Below are 24,751 nucleotides of genomic sequence, written 5' to 3'. Positions count from 1 at the left end.
CAGGGACCATGACGGTCGACCATGCGCCCCCGGATCACCGGGGGCTTTTTTGTGCGCAGGGCGCGACAGACAGACAGGGAAACGGCACGATGACAGGGCAGACGCAATCGGCGCAGACCGGCAGGCAGATGACGGGCGCGAAGATGGTCGTGCAGGCGCTGAAGGATCAGGGCGTCGACACGGTGTTCGGCTATCCCGGCGGCGCGGTGCTGCCGATCTATGACGAGCTGTTCCAGCAAAACGACATCCGCCACGTGCTGGTGCGCCACGAACAGGGCGCGATCCACGCCGCCGAAGGCTATGCCCGCTCGACCGGCAAGCCCGGCGTCGCGATCGTCACCTCCGGCCCCGGCGCCACCAACGCCGTCACCGGCCTGACCGACGCGCTCTTGGATTCGATCCCGATCGTCGTGCTGTCGGGCCAGGTCCCGACCTTCATGATCGGCTCCGACGCGTTCCAGGAGGCCGACACGGTCGGCATCACCCGCCCCTGCACCAAGCACAACTGGCTGGTGAAGGAGACCGACCGGCTGGGCCAAACACTGCACGAGGCGTTCCACGTCGCCACCGCCGGCCGTCCCGGCCCGGTGCTGGTCGACATCCCCAAGGACGTGCAGTTCGCCACCGGCAGCTATGGCGGCAAGGAAACCCGCTCGACTCGCTACGCGCCCGCCGTCAAAGGCGACCGCGCCGCGATCGAGGCGCTGGCGCGGGCCATGGAGACCGCCAAGCGCCCGGTCTTCTACACCGGCGGCGGCGTCATCAACTCCGGGCCCGAGGCCTCGAAGCTGCTGCGCGAGCTGGTCGCGGCGACCGGCTTCCCGATCACCTCGACCCTGATGGGTCTCGGCGCCTACCCGGCCTCGGGTGAGCAGTGGCTCGGCATGCTCGGCATGCACGGTCTCTACGAGGCCAACATGGCGATGCATGGCTGCGACCTGCTGATCTGCATCGGCGCCCGCTTCGACGACCGGATCACCGGCCGCATCGACGCCTTCTCGCCGAACTCGATCCGCGCCCATATCGACATCGACCCCTCCTCGCTCAACAAGGTGATCCGCACCGACATCCCGATCATCGGCGACGTCGCCCACGTGCTGAAGGACCTTCTCGAGGCGTGGTCGGCGGGCGGCCGCAAGACCGATCGCGAGGCGCTGGCGCAATGGCAGGCGCAGATCGGCGAATGGCGGTCCAAGGACTGCCTCGCCTTCCGCAACTCCGACAAGGTGATCAAGCCGCAATTCGCGCTGCAGCGGCTCGAGGCGCTGACCAAGGACCGCGACCGCTACATCACCACCGAGGTCGGCCAGCACCAGATGTGGGCCGCACAATATCTGGGCTTCGAGGATCCGAACCGCTGGATGACCTCCGGTGGCCTCGGCACGATGGGCTACGGCTTCCCGGCCTCGGTCGGCGTGCAGATGGCCCATCCCGACAGCCTCGTCATCAACGTCGCGGGTGAGGCGTCGTGGCTGATGAACATGCAGGAGATGGGAACGGCGGTGCAATACCGGCTGCCGGTCAAGCAGTTCATCCTCAACAACGAGCGTCTGGGCATGGTGCGCCAGTGGCAGGAGCTGCTGCATGGCGAGCGCTACTCCCAGAGCTGGTCCGAGGCGCTGCCCGATTTCGTCAAGCTCGCCGAGGCCTTCGGCGCCAAGGGCATCCTGTGCAAGGATCCCGCCGATCTCGACGACGCGATCATGGAGATGCTCGATCATGACGGCCCGGTCATCTTCGACTGCCTTGTCGAGAAGCACGAGAACTGCTTCCCGATGATCCCCTCCGGCAAGGCCCATAACGAGATGCTGATGGGCGAGGTCTCCACCGCCCACGCCATCGAAGCCGGCGGCGCGGTGCTGGTATGAGCGCGTTTCCTTGCAAGGAAACGCCCCGGAAAATTGGAATTTTCCGGCCACGTGCCGGACAGGGAGCATGACATGCTGAACATCAAGGAAGGCTCGACCAGCCACTCCGCCTACAATCTGCGCTCCACCTTCTCCGACGTTGAGGAGCGCCACACCCTTGCGGTGATCGTCGAGAACGAGCCCGGCGTGCTGGCGCGCGTGATCGGCCTGTTCTCGGGCCGCGGCTACAACATCGAAAGCCTCACCGTGGCCGAGATCGACCATACCGGTCACATGTCGCGGATCACCCTCGTCACCTCCGGCACGCCGCAGGTGATCGAACAGATCAAGGCGCAGCTGGGGCGCATCGTGCCGGTGCACGAGGTGCACGACCTCACCGTCGAGGGCCCCACGGTCGAGCGCGAGCTGGCGCTGTTCAAGGTGCGCGGCGAGGGCGAGCACCGGGTCGAGGCGCTGCGCCTCGCCGACATCTTCCGCGCCAACGTGGTCGACTCGACGCTCGAAAGCTTCGTCTTCGAGATCACCGGCACCCCGGACAAGATCGACGCCTTCGCCGATCTGATGCGGCCCCTGGGCCTCACCGAGCTGGCCCGCACCGGCGTCGCCGCCCTGTCGCGCGGCCCCGAGGCGCGCGTCTGAAACTTGCGCGGACACGCTGACGCCGCGCGAGGCTTGCCCCCGCGCGGTGTTCCTGCCTTGCTGTGGGCCTGAGCGACGGAGGACCGCATGGCGCAGAAGATCATCATCGACACCGATCCCGGCCAGGACGACGCCGTCGCGATCCTGCTGGCGCTGGCCTCGCCCGAGATCGATCTGCTGGGGATCACCGCCGTCGCCGGCAACGTGCCGCTCGACCTGACCCAGCGCAACGCGCGGCAGGTGGTGGAGCTCGCGGGCCGCGACACCCCCGTCTTCGCCGGATGCGACGCACCGCTCGCGCGCCCTCTCGTCACCGCCGAGCACGTGCATGGCAAGACCGGCCTCGACGGCATCGCCCTGCCCGAGCCGACCCTGCCCCTGCAAGCGCAGCACGGCGTCGATTTCATCATCGAGACGCTGCGCCGCGAGGCGCCGGACAGCGTCACGCTCTGCCCGCTCGGGCCGCTCACCAACATCGCCACGGCGTTCCAACGCGCGCCCGACATCGTCGAACGGGTGCGGCGCATCGTGCTGATGGGCGGCGGCTGTTTCGAGGGCGGCAACATCACCCCCGCGGCCGAGTTCAACATCTATGTCGACCCCGAAGCCGCGAAGATCGTCTTCGGCTGCGGCCGCCCCATCACCGTGCTGCCGCTCGATGCGACGCACAAGGCGCTGACCTCCAAGGACTGGATCGCCACGATGCGCGGCATGGGCCGGATCGGCGAGGTGGTGGCGAGCTGGACCGATTTCTTCGAACGTTTCGACGTGGCGAAATACGGCTCGGAGGGTGCGCCGCTGCACGACCCCTGCGTCATCGCCTGGCTGCTGCGCCCCGAGCTCTTCAAGGGCCGCGAGATCAATGTCGAGATCGAGACCAGCTCGGAGCTGACGTTGGGCATGACCGTGGCCGATTGGTGGGGCGTCACCGACCGGCCCGCGAACGCGCTGTTCATCGGCGATGTCGATCGCGACGGCTTCTTCGACCTGTTGACCGAGCGGATCGGGCGGCTCTGACCGACCTCTGGCGCGCCTGCCACCACCCGGACGCCATGCGTATTTGAGGAACAAAGTGGCCCGCGACGCCGAAATCGGCGGCGCTCCGCTTGGTTCGGCGGCGCGACGGCATAGATCGGGGGCATGAGCCTGCACATCGCCTTCGACAATTCCTATGACCGCCTGCCCGATCGCCTGTTCACGCGGCAGGCGCCGGTCCCCGTGGCGGCGCCGGGCTGGATCGCCCTCAATGACGGGCTGGCCCGCGAGCTCGGGCTCGATGCGGGCGCGCTGCGCTCCGAGGAGGGGCTGGCAATGTTCTCCGGCAACGCCGTGCCCGAGGGCGCGGCGCCGCTGGCCCAGCTCTATGCCGGGCACCAGTTCGGCAACTGGAACCCGCAGCTGGGCGACGGGCGCGCGATCCTTCTGGGCGAGGTGGTGGGCCCGGACGGCATCCGCCGCGACATCGCGCTCAAGGGATCGGGGCGCACGCCCTATTCCCGCATGGGCGACGGCCGGGCCTGGATCGGCCCGGTGATCCGCGAATACCTGATGAGCGAGGCGATGCACGCGCTCGGCGTGCCGACCACCCGCGCGCTCGCCGCCGTCACCACCGGCGAGGAGGTGATCCGGGAAACCGCCCTGCCCGGCGCGGTGCTGACCCGCGTGGCGCAAAGCCATATCCGTGTCGGCACCTTCCAGATCCTCACGGCGCGCGGCGATCTGGAGGGGCTGCGCGCGCTGGCCGATCACGCCATGGCGCGGCATTACCCCGAGGCGGGTTCGGTGCCCGAGATGCTGGCGCAGATGGTGGCGCGGCAGGCTGATCTGATCGCGCAGTGGATGAGCCTCGGCTTCATCCACGGCGTGATGAACACCGACAACTGCTCGGTCGCCGGCGAGACCATCGATTACGGCCCCTGCGCCTTCATGGATGCCTACCACCCGGGCCGCGTCTTTTCCTCGATCGACGCCTATGGCCGCTATGCCTACGGCAATCAGCCGCAGGTGGCGCTGTGGAACATCGCGCAGTTCGCCACCGCGTTGGTGCCGCTGATGCCGGACCAGCAACGCGCCGTCGACGACTTCACCGCGATCATCAACCGCTTCGCGGATCTCTACCAGGAGGCGTGGATTGCCCGGTTCGGGGCCAAGCTCGGCCTGCCGGACCCGCGCCCCGAGGATCGCCCTCTGATCGAGGGGCTGCTCACGGCCATGACCGGCGCCGAGACCGATTTCACCAACGGCTTCCGGGCACTGGCCGAGGATGGGCCGGAACGTGCCGGCGCCTCCCCCGAGTGGATCGCCCGGTGGCGCGCGCGCGGGCCCGATTTCGGCATCGCGGCCGCTGCCAACCCGGTGGTCGTGCCGCGTCTGCACCGGATCGAGGCCGCGATCACCGCCGCCATGGCCGGCGATCATGATCCGTTCGACGAAATGCTGGGTGTCGTGACCCGGCCATTCGACCCGGATCCGGCGCTGGCGGAACGTTACGTAGCGCCACCGCAGGAACACGAAAAGGTCGACAAAACTTTCTGTGGCACGTAAAAGCGACCGGATCATTCGCCATTTTTCCGACAGGACCCGCCGATCCATGCCGGTCCCGACCAAGAGGCCGCCTGTGAAAGACGTTTCCGATCACTCGGCCGAGCGGCGGGCGGACGCGATCCGCTCGCTCGGGATCATGGACAGCGAGGACGAGGCGGATTTCGACGAGATCACCGCCTATGCGGCCGAGATCTGCGGCGCGCCGATCTCGCTGGTCACGCTGGTGAGCACCGACCGGCAATGGGCGAAATCCGCCTTCGGAACCGAGCAGCGCGACTACAGCATGGACGAGTCGATCTGCTCGCACGGCCTCACCGGGCCCGATTTCCTCGAGATCGAGGACACCGCCACCGATCCGCGCACCTGCGACAACCCGCTGGTCACCGGCCCCGAGGCGATCCGCTACTATGGCGGCGCCATCCTCAAGCTGAACGACGTCACGCCGATCGGCGCCCTGTGCATCCTCGACCGCAAGCCGCGCCGCCTGTCCGATGAGACCAAGCGCCTGCTGGTGATCCTCGCCCGTCAGGTGACGCGGCGCATGGAGCTGCGCCGAGCGCTGGCGGTGCAGGAGACGCTGGCCAACGAGGTCGACCACCGGGTCAAGAATTCGCTGCAGATGGTCACCGCGATGGTCCGGATCCAGCGCGCGCAGGCGCAGAGCGACGAGACCCGCGACGCGCTCGCGGTGACGATCGACCGGCTTTCGGCGATCGCGCTCCTGCATGCCGAGCTGCACAAGGTCTCGGCCCGCAACGAGATCGCGCTGCACCAGTTCCTGCCCGACATCTTCCGCCATCTCGACAACAGCCTGCCCGACAACGTGGTGATCTCGCACAGCCTCGTGCCGATGCTGGTCCGCTCCGAGGTCGCGACCTCGCTGGCGCTGCTGGTCAGCGAGGCGATCACCAACGCCGCCAAGCACGCCTTTCCGCGGGCGCGCGCGGGACGGATCACGGTGACGCTTGAGTTGAACGGGGCGATGGGTCGGCTCACGGTCGCCGATGACGGCGTCGGCAGCGACAGCCTGCGGGCCGAACCCGGGGGCGGCAGCGGCCTCGGCCGGCAGATCATCGATGCCTCGGTGGCCCGGATCAACGGCGAGATCCGCCGCGAAAGCGGCGCGGGCGGCACCGCGATCGAGGTGCGCTTTCCGGCACCGCGGCTGCTGCCTCACGACTAGCAAAGCGCCGCGGCCCGCGCATGGGGCCGCGACGCCGCGGCGCGTCACTCGGTGACGCGCACCTCGCGCATCACGTCGGGCTCGCCGATCACCGCGCCGTTCGGACCCTCGCCGCGCTTGATCGCGTCGAGCACCTCGAGACCTTCGGTAACCTGCCCCACGACCGTGTACTGGCCGTTGAGGAAATCGCCCGGGGCGAACATGATGAAGAACTGGCTGTTGGCCGAGTTCGGGTCCTGGCTGCGCGCCATGCCGACGGTGCCGCGCTCGAACGGGATGTCCGAGAACTCGGCCGCCAGATCGTCACGCTCGGAGCCGCCCATGCCGGCCATGGCGGCATCGCCGCCCTCGCCGCCGAACTCGACGTCGCCGGTCTGCGCCATGAAGCCGTCGATCACGCGGTGGAACATCACCCCGTCATAGGCGCCCTCGCGCGCCAGCGCGGTGATCTGCTCCACATGGTTCGGCGCGACCTCTTCGAGCAGGTCGATCTTGATCGTGCCATTGGCCTGCCCCGCGACGTCGATCTCGAGCCCGGTGGCGGCGGCGGGGCCGGCGGCGAGCGCCAGCAGAACGGCGAGCTTACGCATCGGCGGCCACCTTCACGCTGATCATCCGGTCGGGATTCGCCGGCGGCTCGCCCTTGGTGATGGCGTCGACATGCTCCATCCCCTCGATCACCCGGCCATAGACGGTGTACTGGCCGTTGAGGAAGTGGTTGTCCTTGAAGTTGATGAAGAACTGCGAGTTGGCCGAGTTCGGGTTGGCCGAACGCGCCGCGCCCAGCGTGCCGCGGTCATGCGGCAGTTTCGAGAATTCGGCCGGCAGGTCCGGCTTGTCCGAGCCGCCGGTGCCGGCGCGGCGCGGGTTGTAGTCCTTTTCCATGTTGGCGTGCTGCACGTCGCCGGTCTGCGCCATGAAGCCGTCGATCACGCGGTGGAAGGCGACGTTGTCATAGGCGCCGGCGCGGGCCAGCTCCTTCATGCGCTCGGCGTGCTTCGGCGCCACGTCGGGCAGAAGCTCGATCACCACGCGGCCGTCCTTCAGCTCGATGATGATGGTGTTCTCGGGGTCCTTGATCTCGGCCATCGCCGGTCCTCCTGCTGCTTTGCTCCCGACATAAGGCCGTGCGACGACTAAGCCAATGGCTTGAGAGCCCGGGCCCCCGGCGCTACCTATTCGCCAACGCGAAACGGAAAGGACGCCGCATGGGCTGGAAGACGATCGACGAGATGGACCTCGCGGGCAAGCGGGCCCTCGTGAGGGTGGACGTGAACGTGCCGGTCGAAGCGGGCCGCGTCACCGACGCGACCCGGATCGAGCGCATCCTGCCCACCGTGAACGACATCGCGGACAAGGGCGGCCGGGTGATCCTGCTGGCGCATTTCGACCGGCCCAAGGGCCGCGTGGTGCCCGAGATGTCCCTGAAGCAGATCGTGCCGACGCTCGAGGAAAAGCTCGGCCGCAAGGTCGCCTTCGCCGAGGATTGCGTGGGCGACGCGGCGCAGGCGGCGGTCGACGCGTTGGGCGACGGCGAGGTGCTGCTGCTCGAGAACACCCGCTTCCACCCCGGCGAGGAAAAGAACGAGCTGGAATTCGCCGAGAAGCTCGCGCATCTGGGCGATCTCTACGTCAACGACGCCTTCTCGGCGGCGCATCGCGCCCATGCCTCGACCGAGGCGCTGGCGCGGCTGCTGCCCGCCTGCGCCGGCCGGCTGATGGCCGAGGAGCTTTCGGCGCTCGACAAGGCGCTGGGCAACCCCGAACGCCCCGTCGTCGCCGTGGTCGGCGGCGCCAAGGTCTCGACCAAGCTCGACCTGCTGTCGAACCTCGTCGAGAAGGTCGACACGCTGGTGATCGGCGGCGGCATGGCCAACACCTTCCTCGCGGCCCAGGAGCTCGATGTCGGCAAGTCGCTGTGCGAGCACGACCTGACCGGGACCGCGAAGGAGATCGCGCAGAAGGCCGCCGACAAGGGCTGCACCATCCTGCTGCCGCGCGATGTCGTGGTGGCGCGCGAGTTCAAGGCCGGCGCCGCGAGCGAGACCGTCAAGGCCGAGGACACGCCCGCCGACGCGATGATCCTCGACGCCGGCCCCGACAGCGTCGCGCATGTCGAGATGGCGCTCGAGAACGCAAAGACGCTGGTCTGGAACGGGCCGCTGGGCGCCTTCGAGATCGCGCCCTTCGACCGCGGCACCGTCGCGGCGGCGAAGAAGGCGGCCGAGCTGACCAAGGCCGGCAAGCTGGTCTCGGTCGCGGGCGGCGGCGACACCGTGGCCGCGCTCAACGCCGCGGGGGTGGCGCAGGACTTCTCCTACGTCTCGACGGCGGGCGGCGCCTTCCTCGAATGGATGGAAGGCAAGGTGCTTCCGGGCGTGAAGGCGCTGGGCGCATGAGCGGGAGCACGCAGATGAACCACGCCCGCACCGACCTGGTCCCGCAAAGCCGCGGCTGGACGCTGATCACCGGCGCCTCCTCCGGTCTCGGCGTCGAGTTCGCCCGCATCGCGGCGCGCGGCGGCCGCCGCCTGATCCTCTCGGCCCGCTCCGAGGACAAGCTCGAGACGCTGGCCGCCGAGCTGCGCGAGCGCGTCGAGGTGGTGGTGATCCCCGCCGATCTCGCCCGCCCCGGCGCCGCCGAGCGGCTGTGGCGCGAGGCCTCCGAGGGCCGTCGTATCGAGATCCTCGTCAACAATGCGGGCCTCGGGCTGCAGCGCCGCTTCGGCGATGGCGGCACCGAGGAGGTCGAGACCCTCGTCGCGGTCAACGTCTCGGCCGCCACCGTGCTGATGCAGGCCGCCGTCGCGCATATGCGCAAGGAGGGCGCCGGCCACATCATGAACGTGGCCTCGGTCGCGGCCTTCATCCCCGGCCCCGGCATGGCGGTCTACCACGCCACCAAGGCCTACCTGCTGTCGCTCTCGGACGCCGTGTCGAGCGAGCTCTCGGGCGAGGAGATCGACGTCACGGTCACCGCGCTCTGCCCCGGCCCTGTCGATACCGGCTTCTTCGAGGCGGCCGGCATGGCGGCGGGCGGTCCCTCGGGCCCGATGCGCCCGGCGCGGGCCCGCGACGTGGCGCAGGCCGGCTGGGAGGCGATGCTGGCGGGGCGCCAGACCGTGGTGCCGGGCGGCATGACGCGGATCGCGGCGCTTGCCGGGCGGGTGCTGCCGCGCGGCCTGACCGCGCGGATCGCTGGCCGGGCCTACGGCCGGGGCTGATCCCAAAACCCCGTGCGATCACGGGGGTTTGGTGGCGCTAACAGTGCCGCCCGGTGGCGCTAACAGGATTGTGAGCCGCCGGGCGGAGCCCTAGGTTTGCCGCAACCGCAAACCGAAAGGCTCCCCATGCAGACCACTGAAACCGTCCGCGACATCCTTCGCAACTACGAGGGCGAGACCCCCGGCGTGAAGGCCAACCTCGCCCGGATGCTGATGGCGGGCAAGCTGGGCGGCACCGGCAAGATGATCATCCTGCCGGTCGATCAGGGCTTCGAGCACGGCCCGGCCCGCAGCTTCGCGCCCAACCCCGAGGGCTACGACCCGCATTACCACTACCAGCTCGCCATCGATGCCGGGCTCAACGCCTATGCCGCGCCCCTGGGCATGATCGAGGCGGGCGCCGACAGCTTCGCCGGCCAGATCCCGACCATCCTGAAATGCAACAGCGCCAACTCGCTGATGTCCGGCACCGCCGGCAAGAACCAGGCCGTCACCGCCTCGGTCGATGACGCGCTGCGGCTGGGCTGCTCGGCGATCGGCTTCACGATCTACCCGGGCTCGGACTGCGCGCTCGAGATGTTCGAGGAGATCGTCGAGATGCGCAAGGAGGCCGCCGCCAAGGGCGTGGCCACCGTGATCTGGTCCTACCCGCGCGGCGAGGCGCTCGACAAGGACGGCGAGACCGCGATCGACATCGCCGCCTATGCCGCGCAGATCGCGGCGCTGATCGGCGCCCATGTCATCAAGATCAAGCTCTCGACCGACCACCTGTCGCTGCCCGAGGCCAAGAAGGTCTACGAGGCCGAGAACATCGACATCTCGACCCAGGCGGCGCGGGTACGCCACTGCGTGCAGTCGGCCTTCGGCGGCCGCCGCCTGATGGTGTTCTCGGGCGGCGCCAAGAAGGGCGCGGATTCGGTCTATGACGACGCCCGCGCGATCCGCGACGGCGGCGGCAACGGCTCGATCATCGGCCGCAACTCGTTCCAGCGTCCGCGCGCCGAGGCGCTGGAGATGCTCGGCAAGCTGCAGGACATCTATCTGGGCAAGGCCTGAGGGACAGCCTGACCGGATCGACTGCGCCAAAGCGGCAATCCGGTCACGGTCTCCGGCAATAAGGCGCCAAGGCGGCGGAAACGCGATGTTTCCGCCGCCTTTTTCGTGGCATACTGGTCGCAGCCGCCCGACCCAAGAGGTGGCACACGAGGCACGAGTGATGTTGAAACGCACCCCTTCTCTGGGCCCCGCCCTCTACCTGATCGGCATGCTGCTGATCGGTCTCTACTTCACCTTTGCCGCCGTTCAGGGCGATTACGGCGTGTTCCGCCGGGCCGAGGTCGAGGCCGAGGCCCGGGGCCTGGAGAAGGAACTCGCCAGCCTGCGCGAGGAGGTGGCGCGGATGGAGAATCTGACCCGCCGACTCTCCGACCGCTATCTCGATCTCGACCTGCTCGACGCCCGCGCCCGTGAGGTGCTCGGCATGATCCGCGCCGACGAGATCGTCATCCGCTGACCCTGCGGCAGCCCCGGCTGCCTTGTTTTGCTGCGCCGCGCCGGAAAATCCGGGCGCGGCCGCCGTCATTCCGCGCATGGCCGAATTGCCCTGTTGCATCCGGCCCAACTTCTGTAAGTGATAGTTCAAGGCTAAACTATCCGTCACAGCGCGAAGGGAGACGCCATGGCGACCCGGAAGACCTCCGACACAGGCCCCGCCAAGGGTTCCAATCCTGCCCCCAAGGGCTCCAACATCCCCGCAGAAGAGCTGAAGCACTACTACCGCGAAATGCTGCTGATCCGGCGCTTCGAGGAGAAGGCGGGCCAGCTTTACGGCATGGGTCTGATCGGCGGCTTCTGCCACCTCTATATCGGCCAGGAGGCCGTGGTGGTCGGGCTCGAGGCCGCGGCCGAGGAAGGCGACAAGCGCGTCACCTCGTATCGCGACCACGGCCACATGCTGGCCTGCGGCATGGACCCCAAGGGGGTGATGGCCGAGCTCACGGGCCGCGAGGGCGGCTACTCGAAGGGCAAGGGCGGGAGCATGCACATGTTCTCGAAGGAAAAGCACTTCTATGGCGGCCACGGCATCGTCGGTGCGCAGGTGCCGATCGGCGCCGGCCTCGCCTTCGCCGACAAGTATCTCGAGAACGGCCGCGTGACCTTCGCCTATTTCGGTGACGGCGCTGCGAACCAGGGCCAGGTCTACGAGACCTACAACATGGCGCAGCTGTGGGAGCTTCCGGTCGTCTTCGTGATCGAGAACAACCAGTACGCGATGGGCACGAGCGTCCAGCGCTCGACCAAGTCCCCCTCCCTGTGGGAGCGCGGCGCCGCCTACGGCATCAAGGGCGAGGAAGTCGACGGCATGGACGTACTGGCGGTGAAGGAAGCCGGCGAGCGCGCCGTGGGCCACTGCCGCGAGGGCAAGGGTCCCTACATCCTCGAGATCAAGACCTACCGCTACCGCGGCCACTCGATGTCCGACCCCGCGAAGTACCGCTCGCGCGAGGAAGTGCAGAAGATGCGCGACGAGCGCGACCCGATCGAGCAGATCCGGCAGGTGCTGCTCTCGGGCCAGCACGCGACCGAGGACGACCTCAAGGCGATCGACAAGGAGATCAAGGAGATCGTCAACGAGTCCGCCGAGTTCTCCAAGGAGAGCCCAGAGCCCGCGCTCGAGGAACTCTGGACCGACATCTACGCTAAAGAAGCCCCGCAGGAGGCCTGATCCATGGCGACCGAAATTCTGATGCCCGCCCTCTCCCCGACCATGGAGGAAGGCACGCTCGCCAAGTGGCTCGTGAAGGAGGGCGACACCGTCTCCTCCGGCGACATCCTGGCCGAGATCGAGACCGACAAGGCCACGATGGAGTTCGAGGCCGTCGACGAGGGCACCGTCGGCAAGATCCTGATCGAGGAAGGCACCGAGGGCGTGAAGGTGAACACCCCGATCGCGGTGCTGCTCGAAGAGGGCGAGGACGCCTCCGCCGCCGAGAGCGCCGGCGCCAACAAGGGCGATGACGCCAAGGCGCAGGTCAAGGAGGAGACCAAGGCCAAGGACACCCTGCCCTCCGACACCCCCGCCGCCGCCTCGCCCGCCGCCGCCGCGCCGAAGCCGCCGCGGACCCCGGACTGGCCCGAGGGCACCGAGACCAAGACCACCACGGTCCGCGAAGCGCTGCGCGACGCGATGGCCGAGGAGATGCGCCGCGCCGACAACGTCTTCCTGATGGGCGAGGAAGTCGGCGAGTACCAGGGCGCCTACAAGATCAGCCAGGGCCTCCTCGACGAGTTCGGTCCCAAGCGCGTGGTCGACACGCCGATCACCGAGCATGGCTTCACCGGCATCGCGGTCGGCGCCGCCTTCGGCGGGCTGCGCCCGATCGTCGAGTTCATGACCTTCAACTTCGCGCTTCAGGCGATGGACCAGATCATCAACTCGGCCGCCAAGACGCTCTACATGTCGGGCGGCCAGATGGGCGCGCCGATGGTGTTCCGCGGCCCGAACGGCGCCGCCGCCCGCGTCGCCGCGCAGCACAGCCAGGACTTCGCCGCCTGGTTCATGCAGATCCCCGGCCTCAAGGTGGTGATGCCCTACTCCGCCGCCGACGCGAAGGGCCTGCTGAAATCCGCGATCCGCGACCCCAACCCGGTGATCTTCCTCGAGAACGAGATCCTCTACGGCCGCTCCTTCGAGGTGCCGGTGCTGGACGATTTCACCATTCCGCTGGGCAAGGCGCGCATCGCCCGCGAGGGCACGGACGTCACCATCGTGTCGTTCGGCATCGGCATGACCTATGCGCTGGAGGCGGCCGAGAAGCTGGCCCAGGACGGCATCGAGGCCGAGGTGATCGACCTGCGCACGATCCGGCCGATGGACACCGACGCGATCATCGAGAGCGTCAAGAAGACCAACCGCTGCGTCACCGTCGAGGAAGGCTGGCCGCAGGGTTCGGTCGGCGGCTACATCTCGAACGTGCTGATGCAGGAGGCCTTCGACCATCTCGACGCGCCGGTCATCAACTGCACCGGCAAGGACGTGCCGATGCCCTATGCGGCCAACCTCGAGAAGCACGCGCTGGTGACGACCGACGAGGTCGTCGAGGCGGTGCGCAAAGTGACCTACAAGTAAGGGGCGCGAGACATGCCAACGGAAATCCTGATGCCCGCGCTGTCGCCGACCATGGAGGAAGGCACGCTCGCGAAATGGCTGGTCAAGGAGGGTGACAACGTCTCCTCCGGCGACCTTCTGGCCGAGATCGAGACCGACAAGGCGACGATGGAGTTCGAGGCCGTCGACGAGGGCGTCGTCGGCAAGATCCTGATCGCCGAGGGCACCGAGGGGGTGAAGGTCAACACCCCCATCGCCGTGCTGCTCGAGGATGGCGAGAGCGCCGACGACATCGACGCCTCGACCGAACCCAAGAAGGGCGACGCCGACAGCCACGCCGAACCCGCCACGCCCAAGGCCGAGACCTCTCCCGCCAAGGGCTATGGCGACGATGCCGGTGCCGCGCAGCAGGCCAAGGGTAGCGACGCCGCCCCGGCCTCGTCGGGCGCCTCCGGCGATCGCGTCTTCGCTTCGCCGCTGGCGCGGCGGATCGCGGCCGACAAGGGCCTCGACCTGAGCCAGATCAAGGGCTCGGGCCCGAACGGCCGCATCGTCAAGGCCGATGTCGAAAGCGCCAAGCCCGGCCAGAAGCCCGCCGCGGCCGAGGCCGGGAAGGCCCCCGCCGCCCAAGCCGACAAGGCCGACAAGGCCCCGGTGGCGGCCCCCGCCGCCCCCGGCGTGCAGGCCGAGCAGATCCGCAAGATGTACGCGGATCGCGAGTTCGAGGAGGTCAAGCTCGACGGCATGCGCCGCACCATCGCGGCGCGTCTCACCGAGGCCAAGCAGACCATCCCGCATTTCTACCTGCGCCGCGACATCAAGCTCGACGCGCTGCTGAAATTCCGCTCGCAGCTGAACAAGCAGCTCGAAGCCCGCGGCGTGAAGCTCTCGGTCAACGACTTTATCATCAAGGCCTCGGCCCTGGCGCTGCAGGCGGTGCCGGACGCCAACGCCGTCTGGGCCGGCGACCGGGTGCTGAAGCTCAAGCCCTCCGACGTGGCGGTGGCCGTGGCGATCGAAGGCGGTCTCTTCACCCCGGTGCTGCGCGACGCCGAGAGCCGCTCGCTCTCGTCGCTGTCGAGCCAGATGAAGGACCTCGCCAAGCGGGCCCGCGACAAGAAGCTCGCGCCGCATGAATACCAGGGCGGCAGCTTCGCGATCTCCAACCTCGGCATGTTCGGCATCGACAATTTCGATGCCGTCATCAACCCGCCGCACGGCGCGATCCTCGCGGTCGGCGCCGGCGTGAAGAAGCCGGTGGTCAACGATGCGGGCGAGATCGAGGTGGCGACGGTGATGTCGGTGACGCTCTCGGTCGATCACCGGGTGATCGACGGCGCGCTGGGGGCGGAACTGCTCAAGCAAATCGCCGAGGCGCTGGAAAACCCGATGATGATGCTGGCCTGACAGGTCGCGTCACGCCGTTCGAAGGGGCCGCACCACAAGGGTGCGGCCCCTTTGCGTTTCGCATCCGTGTCGCAGCGGTCGGCCAGTTCGATCGGTCGCGTCAGTTGGTCGGTGGCATCCTCTCGTCATGCTCGGCCTTATACGCCTCGAAGTCGTAATCCATCCCGTTGAGCATCGTGCTCCACATGCGGACATTGGCGGCGGTCGCCACCGCCTCCCGGACCTCGGCTTCCGTCGCGCCCGCGCTCATCGCATTCTTCTTGTGGGCATAGACGCAGTAATCGCAGGGGATCTGCGCGGCGACCGCGAGCGCGACAAGCTCGCGGGTCTTGGCATCGAGTTCCGCTCCCTCGCCGCCAAGGGCACCGTAGAGCGCCATCGCCTCGTCGAAGGCGTGTTCGGGATAGATGCTGCGGAAGAATTCCGGGGGTCCCTGCTCGCCCGATGCGTCGGGCATCGCCTCCTGGGCCTCCTGTGCGCCGGCCATCCCCCCGGCGCATGCGACCGCGATGGCCATCATCATGCGTTTCATGGCGTATCCTCCCATGAGCTTCTGAAGATGTCGGATCAGGGCCAGTCGCCAAGATGTTTTCGGCGAAGGCCGAAAATTTCCGCGAGTCTGTTCACGAGCCTACCACGTATTGGTACGCGATGCACTTGGAGCCGTTGCTGCGCCGCGTCGTCCCGCATCATGAACCCCGGCGCGTTGCCTTCTTCCGGCGCGACCTTCCTTCTTCATGTGCGATACGCCGTCGTTCCCTCGTTCCCACGCCGCAGGCAGGAACCCGCCGCCCGACCTCGCGTTTCCCTGAGGTAAAAGTGAGGGAACCGAATGACCTATCGAGACAAGCAGCCGGGCATCGGCCTGACCCTGATCGCCGCCATCGTCGCGAGCGTGGCGCTGGCGATCGCCTATTTCCGGCCCGAGAGCGGCGTCGCGGGCAGCGTCGGCGCGGGGCTGGCGTTGTTCGGGGCGCTGGCGGTCGCGGTGGCCTCGGCGCTGGTCCTGTTCAAATGGATGCCCTACTGGCTGAACCTCACGCTGAAATGGCTCACGCTTCTGGGCGCGGCGCTGACGGCGGTGGCCGCGTATTTCCTGATGCAGGACATCGCGATGTGGTCGATGGTCCTCGCCACCATCGGCGCCATCTGGAACCTCGTCTCCCGCAAGGGCCACGACCGCCGAACCGCCATGCTGGTGCTGCTGGCCCTGCCCCTCGCCCATGCGCCCGAGGCGCGCGCGCAGGACTGGCCCGGCTTCCACGGCGACCTGCAGGCGCGCAAGTACAGCCCGCTGACCGAGATCACCGCCGCCAACGTGCACCTGCTGGAGCCGGTCTGGGAGGTCGAGACCGGCGACGTCTCTGACGGCTCTGGCGATCTGCCGCAGACCGTCTGGTCCGCCACCCCGGTCTATGCCAACGAGACGCTCTATGTCGGCACCCCCTTCTACCGCATCCTCGCGCTCGACCCCGCCACCGGCGAGGAGCTCTGGTCCTATGACAGCCAGGCCCGGCTCGAAGCCCTCACCCAGCCCGCGCTGAAGAACCGCGGCGTCACCTATTGGGAGGAGCCGGGCGCCAGCGGCACCTGCGCCAAGCGCGTCTATATCGGCACGATGGATGCCAAGCTGCACGCCGTCGATGCCGATACCGGCCAGCCCTGCGAGGACTTCGCCGAGGGCGGCGTGCTCGACGTGAACCAGTGGAACGACACCAACGACCGCTGGCCGCTGTCGCTGTTGCAGCCGCCCGTCGCCCATGAGGGCCGCCTGTTCATCGGCTGGGCCGGCAAGGACTGGGAAAGCGCGCAGGCCCCTCCGGGCACCGTCTTCGCGGTGGACGCGAAGACCGGCGAACTCGACTGGACCGTGAACTTCATCCCCAAGGAGCTGTGGGATCGTACCGGCACTGCCAATGTCTGGACCCACATGACCGTCGATCCCGAGCGCGACATCATCTACATGCCGGTCTCCTCGCCCTCGCCCAACTATTACGGCGGCAACCGCACCGAGGAGCTGCCGCTGGCGACGAGCGTGACCGCGGTGGACACCAATTCGGGCGAGATCATCTGGTCGCGCCAGCTGGTGCATCACGACATCTGGGATTACGACACCGGCGCCGCCCCCACCCTCGTCGACATCGAGCGGGACGGCGAGACCATTCCGGCGCTGATCCAGACCTCCAAGCAGGGCATGCTCTACGTGCTGAACCGCGAGACCGGCGAGCCGGTCTTCGGCATGGAGGAACGGCCCGTCCCCGCCTCGGACCTGCCGGGCGAAGAGGCGGCGCCGACGCAGCCCTTCTACGACGTGCCGAAGCCCACCAATACCTACGACACATGGCCCGGCATCTGGTGGCTCGCCGATCTGGCGAGCTTCGGCTATTGCTCGCGCACCCTCGAAGAGCTGCGCTACGAGGGGCTGTTCACGCCGCCCACCGCCGAAGGCAAGGGCACGCTGATGTATCCGGGCACGGCGGGCGGCATGCAGTGGGGCGGCGGCGCGCTCGATCCCGAGACCAACACCTTCTACGTCAACACCCAGAAGGTGGCGCAGATCCTGCGGATGATCCCGCGCGAGGAATACGAGGAGATCGCGGGCGAAAGCGGCGCCGAGCAGGGCTTCTACCCGCAGGAGGGCGTGCCCTACGGCTTCGAGCTGACGAATTTCCTGACGCCTCTGGGCCTGCCCTGCTGGAAGCCGCCCTTCGGCACGATCCTCGCCTATGACCTCGACACCGGCGAACAGCTCTGGGAGCGGCCCTTCGGCCAGACCCAGCAATGGGGCTTCTACGCGCCCGAGGGTTGGGGCAGCCCGACGCTGGGCGGCCCGGCGGTGACGGCGGGCGGCGTGATCTTCATCGGCGCCTCGATGGACGCGCATGTCCGCGCGCTTTCGGCCGCCTCGGGCGAGGAGCTATGGAAATGGCGGGTCGAGGCGCCCGCCGTCGCCATCCCGGCGGTCTACGAGCATGAGGGGCGGCAATATGTGAGCTTCGTCGCCGGCGGCAACCCGATCCTCAAGCCGCAGGTCGGCGACCAGCTGATCACCTTCGCCCTGCCGATGCTGGAGGACTGACCCCATGGCCGTCGCAAGGCGCGTTCCGGGCGGATCCGGCCGCCTGCCCCGGCCGGAACGCGTCCGCCCCGCCCGTCGCGATGCCGATCCCCTCCTGCCGGGAAAGCCGTGCCCTTGACCGATGAGACCACCCGCCGCGTCGCCAGCCTGCTCGTGGTCGCCTCGGGCGTGCTCTGGGGCTTTTACTGGCTGCCGGTCCGAAGGCTTGAGGAGATCGGCCTCTCGGGCGCCTGGGGCACCTTCGCGATCACGCTGGCCGCGACGGCGCTGCTCGCGCCCGCCGCGCTGGCGCGCCGGCGGCTGCGCCATGCCGACCCCTGGGCCCTGGCCTCGGTGGCTCTCGGCGGCGCGGCCTTCATGCTCTACTCGGTGGGCTTCGTCTATGGCCGGGTCGCGATCATCATCCTGCTGTTCTTCCTCACCCCGGTCTGGAGCACGCTGATCGGCCGCCTGCTCGGCTGGCACACGCCGAGGCTGCGGCTCGCGGCGATCGCGGCGGGGCTGGCGGGGCTCGCGGTGATGCTCGGTGCGGATGGCGAATGGCCGCTGCCGCGCGGCGCCGGCGAATGGCTGGCGCTGGCCTCGGGCCTCATGTGGTCGGTCTCGACCACCGGCATCCGGCTGCGCCCGGCGCTGGCGCCGCCCGAGGCCGCCTTCGTCTTCGCCATGGGCGCGAGCGCGGGCGCGCTGGCGATCGCGCCGCTGTTCGGGCCGCTTCCCGGTCCCGGGGTCGAGATCGCCCCGGCCCTCCTGTGGTCGGGCGTCACCGGCGGGCTGTGGTGGGGGGTCTTCATGGCCGGGCTGATGTGGGCCACCACCCGGCTGGAACCGGCGCGCACCGGCATCCTGTTGATGTCCGAAGTGCTGGTCGGCGCGCTCTCGGCCGCGTGGCTCGCGGGCGAGCATCTGGGGCCGCTGGAGCTCGCGGGCGGGGCGCTGGTGCTCTGCGCCGGGGTGCTGGAGGTCTGGCCGCTGCGCCGCCCGCAGGCGCCGCTGCCCTCGGAGGGATGAGGCGGCTGGCGGCCCCGAAGGCCGCCCATGGCGCTCAGCCCCGTTCGTCGCCCTTGAAGGTCTGGTCCATCGACACCGAGGGCTGGGCGCAGCCCGCCTCGCCGACGATCCGCGCGGGCACGCCCGCCACGGTCTTGCAGGCCGGGATGTCGATCAGCACCACCGAACCGGCGGCGATCCGCGAGCAGTCGCCGATGCGGATGTTGCCCAGCACCTTGGCGCCCGCGCCGATCAGCACGCCGTTGCCGATCTTGGGGTGGCGATCCTGCTCTTCCTTGCCGGTGCCGCCAAGCGTCACCGAATGCAGCATCGACACGTTGTCGCCGACCACCGCCGTCTCGCCGATCACCACCGAATGGGCGTGATCGATCATGACGCCGCGCCCGATCCGCGCCGCCGGGTGAATGTCGACGCCGAAGGTCTCGGAGACGCGCATCTGCACGAAATAAGCGAGGTCGAGCCGCCCTTCCTGCCAGAGCCAATGGCCGAGGCGGTAGGCCTGGATCGCCTGGTAGCCCTTGAAGTACAAGAGCGGCTGCAGAAAGCGGTGGCAGGCCGGGTCGCGCTCGTATGTGGCGACGAGATCGGCGCGGGCCGAGACCACCAGTTCCGGCTCGGCGCCATAGGCGCCGTCGATGATCTCGCGCAGGATCTGCGCCGGCATCTCGTCCGAGGCAAGCTTGAGCGACAGCCTGTAGGCCAGCGCACAGGCAAAGCTCTGGTGATGCAGCACGCTCGAATGGATCAGCCCGCCCATCAGCGGCTCGGCCGCGATCGCCTCCTCGGCCTCGCTGCGAATGCGGCTCCAGACCGGATCGATCTCGGCCAGCTGCGCCTGTGGTTTCGCCATCGCCATGGCCTCCTGATGCCGCGTCCTGTCTAGCCCAGATAGGGCCTCCCGGCCAAGATCAAAGGCCGGAGGAGCCGTCAAGTGCATCGAGCACCTGCCGCAGCGCCGCCCGCGCTTCGCGGCCCAGCGATGGCGGCAGCGGCCGCGCCGGGTGCCGCAGCGCCGCCGACATCAGCGAACCGTCGCCCCAGAGCGGATGCGCCCGGCCGCGCCGCTTGCGCCAGGCATCGGCGGCGCGCGCCTCGGACACGATCCGCAGCGCCAGCCCCGCGCGCCCCTCGGGCGGCGCGGCGAGCAGCGCCGCCACCGCCCGGTCGAGGCATCCGGGCAGGATCGGCCTCATCCCGCCACCGCGATGTCGGCGAAGGGGCCCGGCCCGAACGCCTCCGAGATCTGCGCCACCTGCACCACGAGCGGCCCGGCCGCGCCGTCGGCCATGCGCATCGCCGCCGTGTAGGCGAAGCCCGGCGCGCCGAGCTCCGCCTCGCGCAGCAACACGCCATTGGTCGAGATACGCAGCAGGTAGGCCTCGCGCGCCTCGCCCAGCGGCACCTCGCGCCCCGCCCAGCCATCGCCGCCGATCCGCGCCCGCCGGATCCAAGAGATCGCGAGATCGCCGCCGGTTTGCCGCGCCCGCAGATGCACCGGCGCCCAGGGCCTGAGCCCGACGCCCGAAAAGGCCCGCGCCGCGTGCCGCCAGCTCGGATCGGTGAGCGGCCGCCGCGCCGGGCCATACCGGTAATGCCGGGTCAGCCCGCGCGCCGCGTCCGGCAGCGCGACCTGCCGCGGCACGCCATCGAGCAGCACGACGCGGCTGCCCGCGGGCCAGATCTCGGGCATCACCGCATCGGTCCCCGCCTGCCCCCTGAGCCGCATCGAAACCTCGAAGACCCCCGGCTCCACCGGATCGGCCCGAAGGAATTGCAGCAGCTCCCAGTGGTCGCTCTCGCCATCGCCGATCGCCATGAGGTTGGCCCCCGCCAGCACCGCCGCCCGGCTGGCCCCGGTCAGCTGCCCCTGCGCCAGCCGCAGCCGCAGCGCCGGGCCGCGATCCCACAGCCCGGCAGGCGCGGCGGCGAGCGGCGTCAATGTCGTGCCGATGGTGGCGGCCAGGGGCTGCGTCAGGTCGAGCCGGTGATCGGCATCCTCGACGCCCGAGACCAGCGCCACCGCGCCGGGCCATGGCCGCGCCGTGGCCGCGAAATGCGGCGCGTGCGGCACCTCCTCCCCGGTGAGCAGCGGCAGGTCGAGGAACACCCCCTCGACCGGCACCGGCGGGACATGGGCGCCGGGGGCCTCGGCCTCGTCCTCGGCGGGCTGCGGCAGGTAGAGCCCCGGCGCGGTGCGCACCGCCTCGATCGCGGCAAAGCTCGTCCGCTCCAGCCGCTCGATCCGCCAGGCGCCGCCCTCTCCGCGATCCTTACCTGCGATCTCGACCACGTCACCGGGGCCGAGGCCATGCGCCGAGGGCGGCAGCGCGAACTCGGCGCGCTCGCGCCCGAGCCGCATCTCCGCCAGCCAGCGCGCGGCCATGGCCTGCGCCTCGGCCCGGGTCAGAACCATCGGCAGCTCGGCCGCCTCGACATGGCGCGCCGCGCCGTCCGGCGGCGCCGCCTCGACGCTGCCCGTGGCCCCGGTTTCGGCCGCGACATAGCCCAGCCGCACCCGGTCGGGCAGCGCCGCGCCGGCCTCGCGCGCGATCTCCAGAACCGGCATCTCCGGCGACACGCGCACCAGCCCCGCGGGATCGAGCGCGGCGTCAGCCAGCCCGTCGCGGCTGCGGAACACCAGCCGCCCCTCGCGCTCGACCGCGTCGAAGCCATGCGCCAGCATCAGGGGCTGCAACATCGCCCGCGCGCTCTGCTGACCCCGGGCGAGATAGCCGCGCACCAGCCCGTGCAGCCGCGAGGTGTCGATCTCGCTCACCCCCGCCTCGGCGCAGATGTCCGCCACCACCGAGGCGAGGTCGCGATGCGCGGTGCGCCCGGTGATCCAGTGGCCGCGCGCCCAGTTCTCGCCGTCGCTCCAGACCTCCGACAGCCCCGGAAACCAAGGATAGGGCCGCAGGTCCCAGGCCCAGACCAGCATCCGCTCGGTGTCGAGCATCGGCGCGCCGTAGATCTCCGAGACCGGGTTCGCCCCCGGATCGGCGAAATGCCGATGCACGGCGCGCAGATACTGCATCTGGATCCGCTCGTCGCGATGGCCACGCGAATGATAGGGCAGCGAAGATTCGGAGGATTTCGGATCGATGAACTTGTTGGGCTGGTTGCTGCCCCGGTCCACGGCGGCGCAGCCCAGCTCGGTGAAGCGAATGGGCTTCGATCCCGGCCGCCACGCGGTGGGCTGCGGCTGCCGCACCCCGTCGATCCGCTCGTGATGCGGGTTGCCCCACCAGCCCTTGAGGTCCTTGTAGCGCCAAACCCACGGCTCGCCGTCGCCATCGGTGATCGGCGTGCGGATCTGCGCCGCGCGGGCCTCGGGCGAATGGTAGTACCAGTCATGGCCCTCGCCGCCCGCGACATTGCCCGCGAGATAGTCGAGATCGTAGATCGAGCGGTGCCGCGCCGCGTCGAGGTGATCGGTGCCGTCGCGCCAGTCCGAGAGCGGCATGTAGTTGTCGATGCCGATGAAATCGATCTCCGGGTCGGCCCAGAGCGGGTCGAGGTGGAACCGCTTGGTCGCCCCGCCGGGCTGGTGGCCGTGATACTCGGTCCAGTCGGCGGCGTAGGAGAGCTTCACGTCCCGCCCCAGGATGCCGCGCAGCTCGGCCGCCAGATCGCGCAGCGCCTCCACGGCGGGGTAGCTGTCGCCCGCCCCCCGGATCGTGGTGAGCGCCACCAGCTCCGAGCCTATGCAGAACGCCTCGACCCCGCCCGCCATGGCGCACAGATGCGCCTGGTGCAGCGCGAAGCGCCTGAGCCCCCAATCCTCGGGGCCCTCATAGACCGGCCCGTCCGGCGTGATCGTGAAATCCGAGGCCCGCGCCGCGCCGAAGAAGGCCGCGACCTCGGCCTCGGCCGCCGCCGTCCGGTCGGTGGTTCCCGGCTGCCCCGGCGCGCGCGCGGTGCTGATCCGGCCGCGCCACGGCAAGGCGGCCTGTTCGGCCCCACCCCACGGATCGGGCAGGCCGTTGCCCGGCAGCTGGTCCATCAGGATGAAGGGGTAGTAGGTCACCTCCAGCCCGCGCGCCGTCATCGCCCGGATCGCCCCGATCACCGAGAGGTCCGAGGGCGTGCCGCCATAGACCGGCCGGTCCTCGACGCGCGGCACCGCCATCGCGCCCGCGCGGTCCAGCCCCGAGACCCGCCACGGCATCTCCTCGCCCTCGGTCTCGCGGCGCTCGACCTTGGGACGGATCCTGCAATGCCCGGCGCGCAGGTCATCGCCGAACCACGACACCACCAGCGAGGCGACGCGGCATTCGGGCAGCTCCTCGACCAGATCGTCGAGCGCGGCCTCGGCGTCGCTCGGCCCCGAGGGCCCGTGCAGGTTGGCGGGCCTCCGCTCGGCAAAGCCCGAGGCGACATGCACCGGGCTCGTCGCCAGCGCGTATTCGCCGGTGCCCGGGATCACCGCGACGCCGCGCACGAGACGGGCGATGTCCTCGGCCCGGGCGGGGTCCGACACCTCGGCGGGGCGCAGCACCTCGAAGGAGAATTGCGGCACTCGGTTGCCGAAGCGCGTGAGGTCGAGATCCTCGATCACCACATAGGCCAGCCCGCGATAGGCGGGCGCGCGGCCGATCCCCTCGACCGCCTCGATCTTCGCATCCGGCCGCTGGTCCTCGCGGCCCTCGTGCAGCCGCCACGTGATCTCGTCACGGCCCAGCTCGACCCCGTCGGCCCAGATCCGCGCCACCCGGCGCACCGGCCCCTCGCAGAACCCGATGGCGAGGCTCACCGCGTAGGAATACTCGACCACCTCCGAGCGCGGCGCGCCCTTGCCGCCGCCCGAACTGGCGCGGCGCTCCTCGAAATCAGAGGCCCAGATCACCTGCCCGCCGATCCGCATCCGGCCCCAGAGCCGGGCGATCGGCTCGCCCTCGCCCGCACCGGTGAGACGGAACCGGTCGACCCGCCCGGTCTCGACCGGGTCGGCCCCCGATCCCAGGAGCCGCGCGTCGATCGCCCGGCCCAGCGCCGCGCCGCCCGCGCGGCCCAGCACCGCGCCCGACAACCCCATGAGGCTGCCGCCAACGGCGCCGCCAAGGGCCATCCCCGCCGCTCCGAACACGATGGTCGCCATCAGCCGATCCTTTCCGTCAATGCGAAACCGGCGGCGATGCGCCGCCGCCATGGCGGGGTCAGCGGGCTCTCGACCACGCCATGCCCCTCATAGGCGTGGATGAAGCGCGGGGCCTCGGGCGGCCCCGAAAGCAGCCCCAGATGCCGCGCCGCCATCCCGGCCCGCAGCCGGAACAGCAGCAGGTCGCCGGGCCGGGCCTTGGCGAACGCGATCTCGCGCAGATGCCGCCGCGCCGCGTCGCGCAGCACCTCGCCGCCCCGCGCCTCGTGGCGCGGATAGGCGGGCACGGGCTCGGGCGCGGCGCCCGCCAGCGCCATCCAGACGCCGCGCACCAGCCCGAGGCAATCGCAACCCGCGCCGCGCCGCGCGGCCCCGTGCAGATAGGGCGTGCCGATCCAGAGCCGCGCCTCGGCCACGATCCGGTCGCCCGCCCCCGGCAGCGATCCCGCGCCCGCTCTTGGCGAGGATTTCTTACGCGCGTTCGACGGGACCTTCCTGCCCGAACCGGGCGGAACCTCACCGCATGGCCTTCGCGAAACGCCTGCGCCTGCCACTGGCACGCCTTCCCCGCACGCTTTTGGCACGCCTTCC

The 24,751-nt window shown here is 69.7% G+C and carries 21 protein-coding genes; 14 read left to right on the top strand and 7 right to left on the bottom strand.

The window, feature by feature from the left end; genetic code table 11:
- The first annotated feature begins 89 nt into the window (after positions 1-89).
- From O4G76_RS09875 to O4G76_RS09855, 5 genes are all read left to right on the top strand, one after another.
- Positions 90-1,868 carry an acetolactate synthase 3 large subunit gene (locus O4G76_RS09875; protein WP_269397175.1) on the top strand — a complete coding sequence of 593 codons (1,779 nt, stop codon included), beginning with the start codon at positions 90-92 and terminating at the stop codon, positions 1,866-1,868.
- Between the two features lie 72 nt (positions 1,869-1,940).
- Positions 1,941-2,507, top strand: coding sequence for an acetolactate synthase small subunit (ilvN, locus tag O4G76_RS09870; protein ID WP_085897319.1), 567 nt, complete (start codon positions 1,941-1,943; stop codon positions 2,505-2,507).
- Between the two features lie 87 nt (positions 2,508-2,594).
- A complete protein-coding gene (locus O4G76_RS09865; protein ID WP_269397174.1) occupies positions 2,595-3,524 on the top strand; it encodes a nucleoside hydrolase in 930 nt (309 codons plus the stop codon).
- A gap of 123 nt (positions 3,525-3,647) precedes the next feature.
- Positions 3,648-5,051, top strand: a complete 1,404-nt coding sequence (locus O4G76_RS09860) for a YdiU family protein (protein WP_269397173.1) — start codon at positions 3,648-3,650, stop codon at positions 5,049-5,051.
- A 73-nt stretch (positions 5,052-5,124) separates the two neighbouring features.
- The gene (locus O4G76_RS09855) at positions 5,125-6,234 is read left to right on the top strand and encodes a histidine kinase dimerization/phosphoacceptor domain -containing protein (protein ID WP_269397172.1); all 1,110 of its coding nucleotides are present in this window, start codon (positions 5,125-5,127) and stop codon (positions 6,232-6,234) included.
- A 44-nt stretch (positions 6,235-6,278) separates the two neighbouring features.
- Here O4G76_RS09855 and O4G76_RS09850 read toward each other — a convergent pair whose 3' ends face one another.
- Positions 6,279-6,824, bottom strand: a complete 546-nt coding sequence (locus O4G76_RS09850) for a peptidylprolyl isomerase (protein ID WP_269397171.1) — start codon at positions 6,822-6,824, stop codon at positions 6,279-6,281.
- Complete coding sequence (locus O4G76_RS09845) at positions 6,817-7,323, bottom strand: peptidylprolyl isomerase (RefSeq protein ID WP_085897324.1); 507 nt, start codon at positions 7,321-7,323, stop codon at positions 6,817-6,819. Before O4G76_RS09845 ends, O4G76_RS09850 begins: the two co-directional genes overlap by 8 nt.
- A gap of 119 nt (positions 7,324-7,442) precedes the next feature.
- Here O4G76_RS09845 and pgk point away from each other — a divergent pair, with 119 nt between their 5' ends.
- The 7 genes from pgk to O4G76_RS09810 all read left to right on the top strand — a co-directional run bounded on the left by pgk (position 7,443) and on the right by O4G76_RS09810 (position 14,972).
- On the top strand, positions 7,443-8,633 hold the full coding sequence (gene pgk / locus O4G76_RS09840) for a phosphoglycerate kinase (RefSeq protein WP_269397170.1): 1,191 nt from the start codon (positions 7,443-7,445) through the stop codon (positions 8,631-8,633).
- Entirely contained in the window at positions 8,630-9,457 is an 828-nt protein-coding gene (locus O4G76_RS09835; RefSeq protein WP_269397169.1) for an SDR family oxidoreductase, read from the top strand. Before pgk ends, O4G76_RS09835 begins: the two co-directional genes overlap by 4 nt.
- Positions 9,458-9,583: 126 nt before the next feature.
- Positions 9,584-10,513 (top strand): class I fructose-bisphosphate aldolase, encoded by a 930-nt coding sequence (locus tag O4G76_RS09830; protein WP_269397168.1) that lies wholly within the window; start codon positions 9,584-9,586, stop codon positions 10,511-10,513.
- A 160-nt stretch (positions 10,514-10,673) separates the two neighbouring features.
- Positions 10,674-10,970 (top strand): septum formation initiator family protein, encoded by a 297-nt coding sequence (locus O4G76_RS09825; RefSeq protein WP_085897328.1) that lies wholly within the window; start codon positions 10,674-10,676, stop codon positions 10,968-10,970.
- Positions 10,971-11,135: 165 nt separating this feature from the next.
- On the top strand, positions 11,136-12,182 hold the full coding sequence (pdhA, locus tag O4G76_RS09820) for a pyruvate dehydrogenase (acetyl-transferring) E1 component subunit alpha (protein WP_269397167.1): 1,047 nt from the start codon (positions 11,136-11,138) through the stop codon (positions 12,180-12,182).
- Between the two features lie 3 nt (positions 12,183-12,185).
- Positions 12,186-13,586, top strand: coding sequence for a pyruvate dehydrogenase complex E1 component subunit beta (locus O4G76_RS09815; protein WP_269397166.1), 1,401 nt, complete (start codon positions 12,186-12,188; stop codon positions 13,584-13,586).
- Between the two features lie 12 nt (positions 13,587-13,598).
- Positions 13,599-14,972 carry a pyruvate dehydrogenase complex dihydrolipoamide acetyltransferase gene (locus tag O4G76_RS09810; protein WP_269397165.1) on the top strand — a complete coding sequence of 458 codons (1,374 nt, stop codon included), beginning with the start codon at positions 13,599-13,601 and terminating at the stop codon, positions 14,970-14,972.
- A gap of 100 nt (positions 14,973-15,072) precedes the next feature.
- Here O4G76_RS09810 and O4G76_RS09805 read toward each other — a convergent pair whose 3' ends face one another.
- Complete coding sequence (locus tag O4G76_RS09805) at positions 15,073-15,504, bottom strand: carboxymuconolactone decarboxylase family protein (protein ID WP_269397164.1); 432 nt, start codon at positions 15,502-15,504, stop codon at positions 15,073-15,075.
- A gap of 300 nt (positions 15,505-15,804) precedes the next feature.
- Between O4G76_RS09805 and O4G76_RS09800 the strand changes: the two genes are divergently transcribed.
- Positions 15,805-18,051 carry a pyrroloquinoline quinone-dependent dehydrogenase gene (locus O4G76_RS09800; protein WP_269397163.1) on the top strand — a complete coding sequence of 749 codons (2,247 nt, stop codon included), beginning with the start codon at positions 15,805-15,807 and terminating at the stop codon, positions 18,049-18,051.
- Positions 18,052-18,159: 108 nt separating this feature from the next.
- Entirely contained in the window at positions 18,160-19,062 is a 903-nt protein-coding gene (locus tag O4G76_RS09795) for a DMT family transporter (protein ID WP_373568027.1), read from the top strand.
- 34 nt (positions 19,063-19,096) lie between these two features.
- On the opposite strand, the gene cysE is transcribed toward O4G76_RS09795, so the two are convergent.
- From cysE to O4G76_RS09775, 4 genes are read right to left on the bottom strand one after another with little or no spacing between them, the layout of a single operon-like run.
- Complete coding sequence (cysE, locus tag O4G76_RS09790) at positions 19,097-19,912, bottom strand: serine O-acetyltransferase (protein WP_269397161.1); 816 nt, start codon at positions 19,910-19,912, stop codon at positions 19,097-19,099.
- Positions 19,913-19,970: 58 nt separating this feature from the next.
- The gene (locus O4G76_RS09785) at positions 19,971-20,255 is read right to left on the bottom strand and encodes a hypothetical protein (protein ID WP_085897334.1); all 285 of its coding nucleotides are present in this window, start codon (positions 20,253-20,255) and stop codon (positions 19,971-19,973) included.
- Positions 20,252-24,160, bottom strand: coding sequence for a glycoside hydrolase/phage tail family protein (locus O4G76_RS09780; RefSeq protein WP_269397160.1), 3,909 nt, complete (start codon positions 24,158-24,160; stop codon positions 20,252-20,254). Before O4G76_RS09780 ends, O4G76_RS09785 begins: the two co-directional genes overlap by 4 nt.
- Positions 24,160-24,579: an NlpC/P60 family protein gene (locus tag O4G76_RS09775; protein ID WP_269397257.1), complete on the bottom strand. Its 420-nt coding sequence runs from the start codon at positions 24,577-24,579 to the stop codon at positions 24,160-24,162. The genes O4G76_RS09780 and O4G76_RS09775 overlap by 1 nt, the downstream gene beginning before the upstream one ends.
- Positions 24,580-24,751: the final 172 nt, after the last annotated feature.

This window comes from Limimaricola sp. G21655-S1 (assembly GCF_027213785.1).
Lineage (GTDB): Bacteria > Pseudomonadota > Alphaproteobacteria > Rhodobacterales > Rhodobacteraceae > Limimaricola.
This window is presented reverse-complemented; position numbering and strand designations above follow the sequence as displayed.

Bases quoted from the DNA above. Each gene is read 5' to 3' on its own strand.
- O4G76_RS09875 (WP_269397175.1), top strand. From the start codon at position 90: ATGACAGGGCAGACGCAATCGGCGCAGACCGGCAGGCAGATGACGGGC.
- ilvN (WP_085897319.1), top strand. From the start codon at position 1,941: ATGCTGAACATCAAGGAAGGCTCGACCAGCCACTCCGCCTACAATCTG.
- O4G76_RS09865 (WP_269397174.1), top strand. From the start codon at position 2,595: ATGGCGCAGAAGATCATCATCGACACCGATCCCGGCCAGGACGACGCC.
- O4G76_RS09860 (WP_269397173.1), top strand. From the start codon at position 3,648: ATGAGCCTGCACATCGCCTTCGACAATTCCTATGACCGCCTGCCCGAT.
- O4G76_RS09850 (WP_269397171.1), bottom strand. From the start codon at position 6,824: ATGCGTAAGCTCGCCGTTCTGCTGGCGCTCGCCGCCGGCCCCGCCGCC.
- O4G76_RS09845 (WP_085897324.1), bottom strand. From the start codon at position 7,323: ATGGCCGAGATCAAGGACCCCGAGAACACCATCATCATCGAGCTGAAG.
- pgk (WP_269397170.1), top strand. From the start codon at position 7,443: ATGGGCTGGAAGACGATCGACGAGATGGACCTCGCGGGCAAGCGGGCC.
- O4G76_RS09835 (WP_269397169.1), top strand. From the start codon at position 8,630: ATGAGCGGGAGCACGCAGATGAACCACGCCCGCACCGACCTGGTCCCG.
- O4G76_RS09830 (WP_269397168.1), top strand. From the start codon at position 9,584: ATGCAGACCACTGAAACCGTCCGCGACATCCTTCGCAACTACGAGGGC.
- O4G76_RS09825 (WP_085897328.1), top strand. From the start codon at position 10,674: ATGTTGAAACGCACCCCTTCTCTGGGCCCCGCCCTCTACCTGATCGGC.
- pdhA (WP_269397167.1), top strand. From the start codon at position 11,136: ATGGCGACCCGGAAGACCTCCGACACAGGCCCCGCCAAGGGTTCCAAT.
- O4G76_RS09815 (WP_269397166.1), top strand. From the start codon at position 12,186: ATGGCGACCGAAATTCTGATGCCCGCCCTCTCCCCGACCATGGAGGAA.
- O4G76_RS09810 (WP_269397165.1), top strand. From the start codon at position 13,599: ATGCCAACGGAAATCCTGATGCCCGCGCTGTCGCCGACCATGGAGGAA.
- O4G76_RS09805 (WP_269397164.1), bottom strand. From the start codon at position 15,504: ATGAAACGCATGATGATGGCCATCGCGGTCGCATGCGCCGGGGGGATG.
- O4G76_RS09800 (WP_269397163.1), top strand. From the start codon at position 15,805: ATGACCTATCGAGACAAGCAGCCGGGCATCGGCCTGACCCTGATCGCC.
- cysE (WP_269397161.1), bottom strand. From the start codon at position 19,912: ATGGCGAAACCACAGGCGCAGCTGGCCGAGATCGATCCGGTCTGGAGC.
- O4G76_RS09785 (WP_085897334.1), bottom strand. From the start codon at position 20,255: ATGAGGCCGATCCTGCCCGGATGCCTCGACCGGGCGGTGGCGGCGCTG.
- O4G76_RS09780 (WP_269397160.1), bottom strand. From the start codon at position 24,160: ATGGCGACCATCGTGTTCGGAGCGGCGGGGATGGCCCTTGGCGGCGCC.